Origin of the sequence: Duncaniella muris, assembly GCF_003024805.1 — a bacterium.
In the GTDB taxonomy this organism is placed as follows: domain Bacteria; phylum Bacteroidota; class Bacteroidia; order Bacteroidales; family Muribaculaceae; genus Duncaniella; species Duncaniella muris.
Genome location: NZ_PUEC01000001.1, coordinates 94,981 through 107,143, shown reverse-complemented (window position 1 = coordinate 107,143; position 12,163 = coordinate 94,981). Strand labels below are relative to the sequence as shown.

Annotated in this window: 8 protein-coding genes; 3 read left to right on the top strand and 5 right to left on the bottom strand. The window is 53.3% G+C overall.

Translation table 11 applies throughout. The features are described 5' to 3' along the window. Positions 1 to 4 precede the first annotated feature (4 nt). The 3 genes from C5O23_RS00410 to C5O23_RS00400 are packed head-to-tail and all read left to right on the top strand — an operon-like array spanning position 5 to position 5,974. Positions 5 to 1,045 carry a FimB/Mfa2 family fimbrial subunit gene (locus C5O23_RS00410; RefSeq protein WP_240597534.1) on the top strand — a complete coding sequence of 347 codons (1,041 nt, stop codon included), beginning with the start codon at positions 5 to 7 and terminating at the stop codon, positions 1,043 to 1,045. Positions 1,046 to 1,089: 44 nt separating this feature from the next. Next, positions 1,090 to 2,538, top strand: a complete 1,449-nt coding sequence (locus C5O23_RS00405; protein ID WP_107030974.1) for a hypothetical protein — start codon at positions 1,090 to 1,092, stop codon at positions 2,536 to 2,538. Positions 2,539 to 2,554: 16 nt separating this feature from the next. Beyond that, positions 2,555 to 5,974, top strand: coding sequence for a DUF4906 domain-containing protein (locus tag C5O23_RS00400; RefSeq protein WP_107030973.1), 3,420 nt, complete (start codon positions 2,555 to 2,557; stop codon positions 5,972 to 5,974). A 226-nt stretch (positions 5,975 to 6,200) separates the two neighbouring features. Here C5O23_RS00400 and C5O23_RS00395 read toward each other — a convergent pair whose 3' ends face one another. The 5 genes from C5O23_RS00395 to C5O23_RS00375 form a co-directional block, all read right to left on the bottom strand. Continuing rightward, positions 6,201 to 7,220 carry a sugar kinase gene (locus tag C5O23_RS00395; protein ID WP_107030972.1) on the bottom strand — a complete coding sequence of 340 codons (1,020 nt, stop codon included), beginning with the start codon at positions 7,218 to 7,220 and terminating at the stop codon, positions 6,201 to 6,203. 59 nt (positions 7,221 to 7,279) lie between these two features. Then, on the bottom strand, positions 7,280 to 8,791 hold the full coding sequence (locus C5O23_RS00390; protein ID WP_107030971.1) for an FAD-dependent oxidoreductase: 1,512 nt from the start codon (positions 8,789 to 8,791) through the stop codon (positions 7,280 to 7,282). Continuing rightward, positions 8,788 to 9,552: a sulfide/dihydroorotate dehydrogenase-like FAD/NAD-binding protein gene (locus C5O23_RS00385; RefSeq protein WP_107030970.1), complete on the bottom strand. Its 765-nt coding sequence runs from the start codon at positions 9,550 to 9,552 to the stop codon at positions 8,788 to 8,790. The genes C5O23_RS00390 and C5O23_RS00385 overlap by 4 nt, the downstream gene beginning before the upstream one ends. A 46-nt stretch (positions 9,553 to 9,598) precedes the next feature. Continuing rightward, positions 9,599 to 10,519, bottom strand: a complete 921-nt coding sequence (kduI, locus tag C5O23_RS00380; RefSeq protein ID WP_107030969.1) for a 5-dehydro-4-deoxy-D-glucuronate isomerase — start codon at positions 10,517 to 10,519, stop codon at positions 9,599 to 9,601. An 86-nt stretch (positions 10,520 to 10,605) separates the two neighbouring features. Continuing rightward, positions 10,606 to 12,027: a PTS galactitol transporter subunit IIC gene (locus C5O23_RS00375; RefSeq protein WP_107030968.1), complete on the bottom strand. Its 1,422-nt coding sequence runs from the start codon at positions 12,025 to 12,027 to the stop codon at positions 10,606 to 10,608. Between the last annotated feature and the right edge of the window lie 136 nt (positions 12,028 to 12,163).

Below are 12,163 nucleotides of genomic sequence, written 5' to 3'. Positions count from 1 at the left end.
TAAAATGAAACCTGATACAAAACTCCGCCGTCTCAACCTGCGAATCGCCGCAATCATGCTCTCCGCACTGTCACTCGCCAGTTGCAACGGAGTCATGTATGACGAAGAAGGAGACTGTGACCCTCACTACAAGGCACGCTTCATCTTTGACATGAACATGCTCTATGCCGATGCCTTTTCAAAGGAAGTCAACGCCGTAACCCTCTACCTTATCGATCCCGCCACCGGCGACATCGTATGGCAGAAAAGCGAACGCGGCGACCGGCTGCGTCAGGACGGCTATCTGATGGATCTCGACGTGGCCCCCGGAAGCTATCAGCTGCTGGCCTGGTGCGGAGAAGGACGTGACGAACATTTCACCATTCCGGCCGATGCAAGCCACCACACCCAGCTCACCTGCCGCCTCAACCGCGAATATGACCCTGTCACCGGCACCGCCCTCTCCCGCAAAGACCTCAAGAGGCTCTACCACGGCAAGACTGATGTCAAGATTTTCCCCGAAGAGGAAGGTACATACATCTACAATGTTGAACTCGTCAAAAACACCAACGACGTAAACATTGTGCTCCAGCACCTCTCCGGCGAGATCGTAAAGGAAGGCTACACCTTCACCATTACCGATGCCAACGGCTCGCTTGACTGGGACAACTCCATCATGCCTGACGAGGAAATCACCTATCAGCCCTGGCAGGTACTCGCCGGAACAGCCGGAATCGAATATCCCGAAGCCGACGATGTGCCCGTCATCACCACCATGAGCGCCTGTGTGGCCAATCTCACAGTCTCACGCCTGATGGCCGACCGCAGCAACGACATGCGCGTCAAGATCTACAATCCGGCCGGCGAAAAAATCGTAGACATTCCACTTATCCAATATGCCCTGCTTGTGCGCGGACGCTATGAGCACTCTATGACCGAGCAGGAATATCTTGACCGACAAAACAAATATGATCTCGTGTTCTTCATCGACGAAGGAAACCGCTGGGCCGACTCCTACATCTACATCAACAGCTGGATGGTGGTGCGCCAGTCATCCGACCTCTGAAAGAACCAATTCTCTATCCCACACACAAGACAATTCGACACACAATGTTTAACAAATACACTGCAAGTTCAATCCGGACACTCCTCGCCCTGCTGCTGTCGGCCGCAGCCTTTGGATTTGCCGCCTGTTCCGAAGGATCGGATGATCCAGGTGGAACGGACGGCACGGGCGGTGTCACGGTTGAACATAAAATAGGTCTTTACCTGCAGACAGGATCCGACCTTGCATCACGCACCACTCCTTCGGGTGACTATGACCGTGGCGCCGGCTATGAAAACTACATTGACATAGCGGGCGGCGACCTGCTCGTGGCCCTCTACGGCACAGACGACCGCTGGATAGCCACAGTGGGAAATCCCGTGGTCACTCCCGTCTCAGAGACATTAAGTTCCAAGACATATCTCCTCGAATTCAAGGTCAGCGGAGATATCCGCGATGCTCTCGGCTCTTCATTCAAAGTGCTGGTGCTTGCCAACTGGCATCACCGCTACCCCGATCTCGCAGAGGCAGGCTCGCTCCAGGCTCTGTTCGACATAGTCTCCACCGCCGACTACTGGATCGACTACTCCGCCGGACTTCCATCATGGGATCTCACGGCTGCCGACAAGATAGCCATGTTCGGCATCAGCCAGTATGACAACGTCAGCCTGCGTCCCGACATGGCCGCCTATCTCGGTAATCTGCACCTGCTCAGAGCCTTGGCAAAAATTGAAGTCTGGGATAACTCAGACAGCGCCGACGAAATCGAATCTGTAGCCCTCACGCGCCACATCACTAGAGCCGTGCCGATGCCCAAAGGTGTCACACATCAGAACCACTATGTCAAAAACGACTATCAGAAAGACTATGTGCTCTACCCCTCGCTTCCCGCAGGCTCCGGACTCTATCCCTATCCAAATGAAAGTTCCGAGCCGCTTCCGCTGGTGAAAAATCCGGCTGACGGCCACTACACGGTCTACGTGCCCGAATTCCCTAACTCTCAGAGGGAGACTGACGCCACCCGCGCCCGTCTGAGGATCAGATACAAGGAATATAACGCCCGTGACTATTTCATAGACTTCAAATATTACAACGATCCGCCGGAAGGAGCCGCTGCAGGCGACTATTTCGACCTGCTGCGCAACTACTGGTATCAGTTTGAAGTCCGCAAACTGGCCGAACACATCAATGTGGAAGTCCAGGTGGTCCCCTACTCCCATGTGCCCCTGAAACCCGGCTTCGGCATAGGCATTCCCAAGGAACTCGTGCCCGTCTATGATGACAACGGCAACCTGATCTGCTATTTCAACTCAGAAAACGGCAACTATTACGACACCGATGCCACTACAGTGATCAAAAACCCATTCCTCATCGAAGGCAACCCCAAGGATCCTGCCACAGGCTGGGACATTGTGCGCGACGACAACGGAACCTTCCGCTACTTCCGCGATCCGGCCACCGGCAAGTGCTATGATGCCGATAGAAACGAAATCCCTGATCCAGACAACAATTAGGACTATCAATCCAGCAATGAAATCCAGACACTTCAACACATATTACATATGGCTTCTGCTTCTCCTCTCAGGAGTGACGGCTTCATGCATCGATGATTTCGACCGCCGCGCCGATGTGTATGTCGAGGGCACGGCTGACATTGCCGTAGAGCTGTCATACGAAGCGGAGTCTTCACGTTCGCTCAACTCCCGCGCCTATGAGGGCGGCGAGGCTGGCGACCGGATCAAAAACATCTCATCACTGGTGATGCTCGTCTATAAAGGCGATAATCTCTACGGACGTTATGTGGTGGTCAGCGACGGCTCCGAACCTGTCCACTCCGACATCTCCGAAGTCCGCAACCTCAATGACCAGGACAATCGCCTCGACCCTGACGAAAGTAACCTCACTGACAGCCGCACCGGCAAAGTGACTTTCAAACTGAAACTCGAATCAGGCAAGGATTACCACATCTATGCCGTGGCCAACATGGGTACCCTCCGCGAGGATGAATATCAGACAGTCATACAGACACGCGACGGTCTGAAAAGCATTTCCCGCTCCTGGGACGTAACTTCGCTGGCCAACAACAGCGAGATGTTCGGCATCTTCTCACTCAGCCCCGACCGCGAGGCATCTGACAGCTCTCCGCTGGTCATCTCGGCCACCACCACGCAGCTCCACTGCTGGGTGCGCCGCCTTGCGTCAAAAGTGACAGTAGCCTTTGACGGCTCGGAGCTTTACAACGACGTGCAGGTCTACGTCACCGACATCTATCTGAAAGACATCCCCAAGACATGCCTGCTCGGCAAGTCCAACACAGCAGGAGAAGGGAGCGAAGTCTCTGCCGACAAGCGTCATGACATACCCAACGGTGTCTATGAGGACGGCGGCAGGATCACTGTGCAGAAACTGCCCGATGACCCTAACTCCATCATCCCCGAAAACTGCCTGCACGTCTGCAATGACGCCCACAGTTTCCTCGGAGCCTACGGCAACAGTGATCAGAACGATGTCATTGACGCTACCCACGCCAACACCGCTCCATCGCTCTTCTTCTACGAAAACATGCAGGGCACAGGCAAATCAAAGCAGCAGGATGCCATCAACAATGACACCAAAGAACCGGGAAGCGACAATAAGATCGACTTTCCAAATCCCGACATCGACACCGAAGGCTCCGGCTGGAAAGACGAGAAACCTTTCGGCACCTACGTGGAAGTGAAAGGCTATTACCGCTGCACCACGGCCGACGGTCATGTCAGCTCAGGCCCCATCACCTATCGCTTCATGCTCGGCCAGAACGTCACCACTGACTATAACGCCACCCGCAACACCCACTATCAGCTGACCCTCGCCTTCAAAGGCTACGGCAATGATGCCGACTGGCACATCGAATATCAGGAAAAGCGCGGTCTCTACGCCACCTCTCCACAATATATCTCCTATCTCTACAACAAAAAGATGGTGACAACCATCAAGGTTGTCGGACGCATAGAGCCCGGAACCAAGCTCAAAGCCCATATCATTGATGTGGGTGATACGGAATACAATCCGGACAGCATCTCACTCTGGCGACCCTGGGGCGACGGTTCAAAGGCATTCCCCAAAGTAAAAGGCACTATGAGCGCCGAATGGCCTTCTATCAAATATTATTATGAGAATGTCGTATATGGTGACGGACGCCATCAGGCTTTCCTCTCGCTCCAGCAGACCCGCTTGACGCAGATTCCGCCCCCTGACGGATATGAAGGCCAGCCGTCATGGAATGTGCCGTTTGCCAGCGCGCTCAAAAAAAGTCAGGATTACTACAAAGAACACAGCATCGGCGACCGCGAATATGAGATAGGCAACGACTCGTCGGATGACCTTCAGGAATTCGGTTCAAATACAACCGATGGCAACGGACAGCACACTGTGATTGTCAGCAAGCGCAATCTCCGGGGCGAGCCGACAGAGCGCATCTTCAAGATTCCGCTCTACACCCGCGCCAAGGAGCTGGTGACCCGCACAGGTTTCTCCGGCAACAACCCCTACTATTCCTATCCGCGCAAGCAGAAAGTACGCTTCACGGCCTCAATCTGGAAAGACGAGATCAACGCCTATGCCGACACCACTTTCATTCTCGATATAATTCAGGTGCGACGCATCCTCAATCCGAATGGTGTCTGGCGCAAGTCAGGTAGCACCGAGGACTTTCATGTGACTCTGCTCCGTCTGACCGAAGACAAGGATGACTCAGACTTCTCATCGTTCAACTCTGAAGGCGCCTGGAGCGCGGAGGTCATCGCCGGCAACGGAGTGGTCACTCTTTCGTCAACCCGCGAAGGCAGCGGTGACGACACCGCCCCGCAAGTCCACGTGAAGCGCATTCAGGGAGCCACCGAAAAGCCTATCGACTTCAAAATCAACTTCACCGGAGCCGACGGCTGTGCGATTGTGCGTGTGCGCTACCACAACTACACCTGCGAGCATGACATCTTCTGCCGCGAGGGCTATGACCCGATAGCCTTACGCGAGGGCAATGACAAGAACGGGGAACCATATGCAAAATGGAGCTCGTTCAATGTCGATCACTTCGAAAACGGCAAAGCCATAATGACCAACTCGCCGCTTGACGAAGGCTCTCTCTTCCGCCGCAAAAGTAACATCGCCATAACCTCGGCTAACAATGCGAAATATCCGCGTCCGCGAGGCGACAACCGCTATGCGCCGGGCAATTTTGATGTCATTGACGCTTCCGGCAAGGCTACCACCATGTCATGGGATCAGACCAAGGGTGACTGGACTTCAGATCATACCTGGGATATCACAAACACTGACTACCAGATAGCCACCATTGAAGACTATTTCCAGCTTATGTCAGAAGGCAATGAGACAAATGACCTCTCCTTCCCTATCAGCAAAGCCTACGGAATTGTCTATGGCGATGGAGCCCGTGAAGTGAAAACCAAACGCTCCGATGCCTACGGCTATCTCAAAACGGCCGACGGAAAGTCGGAAAAGGGCATGATCGGTGTGATTGTCTACAACAACCAGACGGCCGCCCAGATCTTCTTCCCCCTCGGCACCGAAGGAGTCGGACGACGGAAAGGATCTGGAACTCCAGACGGTGCCGCAAACTGGCAAGGGAAATGGGACCCAAATCCGGCCAACAGAGACTATCCCGGAACTCTGCGATATAGTAGCCGAAGCGCTTATTACGGCTTTAGAACCACAGCCGGTTTCAGTGATGTTGACAATGTCAAATACCAGCCGATGTTCTATGACCTATACCGTCGTCCGGGAGCTGTCTACTGGGCTTACCAATGGTATTCAGATGGCAATACCGGCTTCAACCACTCCTCGGCCTTTGACATGAACTTCTTCACGATGGGCTTCGAAGGCTTCCAGAATGGAGCCGCAGCCAAGGCCGAAACCTCCGATGCCTGCTTTATCCGCCTCGTCAAGAAATAAGCTCCTCTCCGCTTAAAGCCACTTACTTTTCATATATTGCCTGTAACGCCGATGTAAGCCAACATCGGCGTTACTATTTCATCATCTCCCATCCGGGCAGACAATAGAAAAATCATAAGAAAGTGAAATCTCCTTCATAGCCCACCACAAAAGCAACAAAAAAGCGTCCCAGGTCTCCGATTGACCTGGGACGCTTGTGTATATTTGATCAAAAAGTTCTTAGTGATCAGCGCTGAACGCGGCCGTTGGCGTTACCGCCGGCGAGTGACATAACTTCGTCTACTGTAACGAGGTTGAAGTCACCGGGGATAGTGTGCTTGAGAGCAGAAGCGGCTACTGCAAATTCGAGAGCCTCGCCCTGGGTCGGCATGGTGAGCAGACCGTGGATCACACCGCCTGAGAAAGAGTCACCACCACCTACGCGGTCGATGATCGGGTTGATGTCGTAGCGCTTGCTTTCATAGAATTCCTCACCGTTGTAGATCATAGCCTTCCAGCCGTTGTGAGTAGCTGAGAATGATTCGCGGAGGGTAGAGATGACATATTTGAAACCGAATTCCTTAGCCATAGCCTTGAAGATGCCCTTGTAGCCTTCGGCATTGGTCTCGCCGCCTTCAACGTCAGCGTCAGGTTTGAAGCCGAGACAGAGTTCGGCGTCTTCCTCGTTGCCGATGCAGACATCAACGTACTGCATGAGAGGACGCATGATAGACTGAGCTTTTTCTTTAGTCCAGAGTTTCTTGCGGAAGTTGAGGTCGACAGACACAGTCACGCCGTGACGCTTTGCAGCCTCGCAGGCAAGACGGGTGAGTTCGGCAGCCTTGTCGCTGATAGCGGGAGTGATACCGCTCCAGTGGAACCAGTCAGCACCTTCCATGATAGCATCGAAGTCGAAATCTTCGGGATCAGCTTCTGAGATGGCAGAGTTTGCGCGGTCATAGATCACCTTTGAGGGACGCATCGAGGCACCGGTCTCGCAGTAGTAGATACCTACACGGTCACCGCCACGGGCGATGTGATCGGTGTGGACACCATAACGGCGGAGTGCGTTGACAGCAGCCTGGCCGATTTCGTGCTTGGGGAGTTTTGAAACGAAGTAAGCGTCATGGCCGTAGTTGGCACAGCTTACAGCCACGTTGGCCTCGCCGCCACCCCAGATGACGTCAAAGTTATCTACCTGCACAAAGCGATTGTTCCCTTCGGGGGAAAGGCGAAGCATAATCTCGCCTAAAGTTACAACTTTCATAATTTAATAAGTATGGTATTTAATTAGGTAAAATTTGATGATTTTCTATATTCTTGCATTCAGTCGAGACGTGTGTTGCGGATGATCTGCTCGAAAGCCTCGGCCATCGACTTTGCAGCCTTGCGGCCGTCGCCCATAGCGAGGATCACGGTGGCCGCGCCTCTGACTATATCGCCTCCGGCATAGATCTCCGGTGACGATGACTTCATTGACGAACCATCGACAAGGATATTTCCGTTACGCGAGAGATCGACGTCAGGGAGTGAGACAGGCGGGTTAGGCAGGAAGCCTACGCAAACCACAGCCAGATCGACCTCGACATCAATAATGTCGCCTTCGACCGGCACCGGAGTGCAGCGGCCCGATTCGTCAGGCTCGCCAAGCTCCATGCGCTGGAGTCTGACTGCCTTCAGCAGGCCGTTTTCATCGGCAATATATTCAAGCGGATTGTGAAGCGTAAGGAATTCGGCTCCTTCTTCCTTGGCATGACGCACCTCTTCCTGGCGTGCCGGGATCTCCGACTCGCCGCGGCGGTAGATGATCATGGCCTTCTCGGCTCCCAGACGCAGGGCTGCGCGCACGGCATCCATCGCGGTGTTGCCAGCACCGATGACTGCCACTCGTTTCTGTTTAAGAGTAGCCACGTTCTGACCGTAGATTTCATGCTGGCTGAAATTGACGCGGATCAGATATTCATTGGCGGTCATGACACCAGGCAGGTTTTCACCCGGAATGCCCATAAACCTGGGCTTTCCGGCACCGGTGGCCACGTATATGCCTTTGAACCCCTGCTCCTGCAGATCGTCATAGGAAAGAGTCTTCCCGACAAAGGTGTCTTTTACGAATTTCACACCAATGGCGCGGAGCTTTTCAATTTCGGCATCAACCACATGATTAGGCAGGCAGAACTGCGGAATTCCATATTTCAGCACACCGCCGAAACAGTCAAGCGCTTCGAATACGGTCACATCGTAGCCGCGTTTGGCCATATCGCCGGCAAAAGCGAGTCCGGATGGGCCGGAGCCGACAACCGCGATCTTTATGGCGGCAAAATAAGAAGGGGCCTGCACTGCCTGAGCCGATGACTGCCGGGCTACAGATTCATCAAGTTCACGGTTATAGTCGGCCACGAAGCGTTCGAGATGGCCGATGGCCACCGGCGGCTTTTTCATTTTGTTGTAGATGCAGCCGTGCTCACACTGCTTTTCCTGCGGGCAGACACGTCCGCAGACAGCCGGAAGCACCGTGGTCAGCGAGAGCACTTTCAGGGCCTCGCCGAAGTTACGCCGTTCCACATTCTTTATAAAGGCCGGAATATTGTTTGAGACCGGACACTCTTTCATGCAGCCTGGATCCGGGCAGTCGAGACAACGGCGCGCTTCAAGAACCGCCTGTTCGGTAGAAAGGCCCTGGTTTACCTCGTCGTCGCAACGGACGCGATAGGCGGCATCCATCTCAGGCATTTTGACCCGCGGCACAGCTGTGCGCTCTTTGGTCGTGAAACGCTTGCGCAGTTCTTCACGCCACCCGGAATCGCGGGAAATCAGATTGTTTTCTTCGATTGTTGTCATACGAAATGGCGCTGGCGGTTTTGCAGTTGGTCAAAATCAACATGATGCGCGTCAAAGACAGGCCCGTCAATGCATGTCAGCATACGTTTGCCATCGACCATGACGCGGCAGATGCCGCAAAGGCCCACTCCGTCAAGCATCACCATATTGAGAATGCAGCGGGTGGGAATCTGTCTGACACGTGTGCACTCGGCAATAGCTTTCATCATGGGAGTCGGCCCGGTTATAACGGTCAGATCCACTTTCTCATCAGTGAGCACCCTGTCAATGAGTTCCAGAGTAGCCATCTCTTCAGAAGAATGGAGAATCACGTCGCTGTAAGGCTCGACATTAGCTCTGAGGCACGAGGTTTCCGAGGTAAATTCCGAAAGGATTGTCACCACTCTGTTGCCGGCCTGCTTCAAAGCTTTGATCACGGGGATGATGGGCACGAAACCTACACCGTCGCCACAGCAGACCACAGTACCGTAGTTTCTGATCTCGAACGCCTGTCCCAAAGGACCGAGCACATCACCAATCCGGTAATCTTCGTGGAGCGAACCGATCAGGTCGGCCAGACGGGCACCCTTGTGGATTATAATGGTGAATGTGCCGTCGGCGGGAGAGGCATCGACGATAGTAAACGGGATGCGGGGGCAATCAGGAGTGAAACGTACCATCACGAAATGACCGGCACGGGCCGAGCGGGCGATAGAAGGGTTTTCTATCACCATCTCGGCCGTGTATTCCGAATGCCGGACTATTTTCCTGATTATATTCATATATTCAGTCAAGATTTATGTTAAAATCTTCAGCGGAGTTTCTGAATTATTCCATCTGAAGGTAAGTGATCTTGTCCATGTCACCATAGTCAAGATTTTCGCCGCCCATGCCCCAAATAAACATGTAGTTCGAAGTGCCTGCGGCGGCGTGAATCGACCATTCGGGAGAGATGATGGCCTGTTCGTTGTGGAGCCATACGATGCGGTTTTCCTGGGGCTCGCCCATGAAGTGGCAGATGGCGTTGCCTTCGGGCACGTTGAAGTAGAAGTAGGCCTCCACACGGCGGTCGTGGGTGTGGGCGGGCATTGTGTTCCAGACGCTGCCGGGCTTGAGCTCGGTGAGACCCATCTGAAGCTGGCAGGGACCTTCTTCAAGCACATTGTTGACAATGAGCTGATTGATCACGCGGTCGTTGCTCTCTTCCATTTTGCCTGCGGCGAAGGAATTGGCTTTGAGAGAACCCTTGCGGCCGTCGATGGTGATGAGCTGGGTTTTGTATTCCTTGTGGGCGGGAGTTGAGTTGAGATAGAATTTAGCGGGTTTCGAAGCGTCCTTGCTGCGGAAGGTCACGTTTTTCTTGCCGCGGCCTACATAGAGCGCATCCTTAAAGTGGAGTTCATATTCCTTTCCGTCGACAGTCACTATGCCGTCGCCGCCGATGTTGATCACGCCGAGTTCGCGACGCTGAAGAAAGTAGTCGGCTTTCAGGGGGTCGATGGTTTCAAGAGTCATTTCCTTTGCCACTGGAATCACGCCGCCATAGACCAGACGGTCATATAGGCAGTAGGTAAGGTTTATCTTGTCTTCTTCCATGACTTTCGGCATCATGAAGTGAGAACGGAGCTGCTTGGTGTCATAGTGCTTCACGTCATCGGGATGGCAGGCACGGAGTATTGTGTAATCGGTCTGTGCGAAGCCACTGAGAGATACGCTCATAAGTGCAAATGCAGTTAATAATTTTTTCATATTCGTTAATTGCTTTTTATTCTTTGGATAATTTCAGCCTGCGCCACGGAGACTTATTTCAGATGCCGGGCGTGTGCTGAATGTTTTTATTCAGTTGTCTGGATCTTGTCTGAGTTTCTGGCGATCATGTCGCGCTGGTTGCGGATGATCAGCATTCGGTTCCACACCATAAGGCCTGAGGTCATGAGCACAAGCAGTCCGGCACCAATCCATTTGAGATTTTCGGTACACTGGTAGATTACCCATGCAAGCGGGCTTGAGGCGAAGTCGAGGCTACCGCCATCGAAACCGGCGGGAATAGCCACAGCGGCATCACCGGTAGCGGCAAATACGTCCTTGGCTGCAAGAGTGAATGCCGGCGCGAGATTGGTCACCATATAAAGGCCCATAGTCAGCAATACCAGGCCGATGATAAATGTCTTGACAACGTTGCCCTTGGTGAAAGGCAGCACGAGGGGGAATACATAGAACATGCCGGCCAGCGATGCAAGCGGCAGGAACTGGTTGCCGGGAAGAACGACGGCAAGAAGGAGGGTCACCGGGATGAGGAGGAGCGAAACCACAAGTGTGGTCGGATGGCCAATCACAAGCGCGGGGCTCATGCCGATGTTAAGGCCGTCGGCGCCTTTGAATTTGCGGGCAATGAGGCTGCGTGTAGCATCGCTGATAGGCTTGAGGCCCTCGATGAAGAGGACAGTTACACGGGGGATAAGTTCCATGACGGCACCCATCTTGATTCCGAGTCCGAGGATGTAAGGAATCTTGTCGACGATCTCGGCCCATGTTTTGCATGTGAGACAGCCGATGACTACACCCACAACCACACCGAGGAACAGAGGCTCGCCAAGCAGGCCGAACTTCTTTTTCATGCCTTCGGCATCAATTTCGAGCTTTTCGATGCCCGGAATCTTGTCGAGCCCCTTGTTTATGAGCCATGCGAAAGGCACAAAACCGCCGCAGAAGGGCTGTGGGATCGAGATGCCGTCCATGTCTTTGTAGAATGACTGGAATTTTTTGGCAGTCATGTCGGCGATGATCAGGGTGATGATGTAGCAGATGATGGCACCGAAGAAGCCCCAGACGAGTGATTCACTTGCAAAATAAATCACCGCACCGATGAAGGCGAAGTGCCAATAGTTCCAGAGGTCGATGTTGACAGTGCGTGTAGTCTTGGTAAGCAGCATAAGCAGATTGACGCCAAGACAGACTGGGATGATGAACGCGCCGACGGCAGTGTTATAAGCCACTGCGGCAGCGGCGGGCCAGCCCATGTCAAAAACTTTAAGCTGAAGGTCATAGATCTTGACCACAGTGTCAAGCGCAGGACCGAGAGCGGAGGTGAGAAGAGCGGTGACAATAGAGAGGCCGATGAAGCCGACACCGACTTTGAGGCCCGATTTAAGAGCATCGCTGAACCTGATGCCGATGCAGACGCCGAGAATCGTGAAGATCACAGGCATCATGACAGCCGCGCCAAGTCCTATAATGTAAGAGAATACCTGTTCCATTTAAACAGTTGTGTGATATTGATTGGATTTTTATTCAGAGAGCAGAGGCCATAAAGACACCTCTGCCCTCTTTGATAATATTGCATCAGCTGTTGCCATCGCCTACACATATATTATATATATTCAGGCGGATGGA